Source organism: Gemmiger formicilis, from assembly GCF_016901605.1.
GTDB classification, from domain to species: Bacteria; Bacillota; Clostridia; order Oscillospirales; family Ruminococcaceae; genus Gemmiger; species Gemmiger formicilis_B.
The window spans coordinates 1-291 of the sequence record NZ_JACJKP010000596.1; the positions used below are offsets into that span (position 1 = coordinate 1).

Below are 291 nucleotides of genomic sequence, written 5' to 3' on the forward strand. Positions count from 1 at the left end.
TGTACTTCCAGATGGAGCAGGCCACCAGCACAATGTTGTTGATGGATTCGTCCCGCAGCCAGTAAGGCAGGGACTCGATGTCGAAGCCTACCCAGCTGAGCAGGGTATCCAGCACAAAGCCATGGGTAAAGAAGAACTTGAAGATGAAGCCCACCGAGATACCGCAGATCAGGCAGGGGAAGTACAACGCGCCGCGGAAGAACTTGCCGCCCTTGACCTTGAAGCTGAGGATGGTGGCGAACAGAAGGGCCAGGGCCATCTGTACCACGGAACCTGCCATATAGTACAAGC

The 291-nt window shown here is 55.7% G+C and carries 1 pseudogene; it reads right to left on the reverse strand.

The window, feature by feature from the left end:
- Positions 1–291: pseudogene (locus H6B10_RS16075) on the reverse strand (carbohydrate ABC transporter permease); the annotation flags it as partial.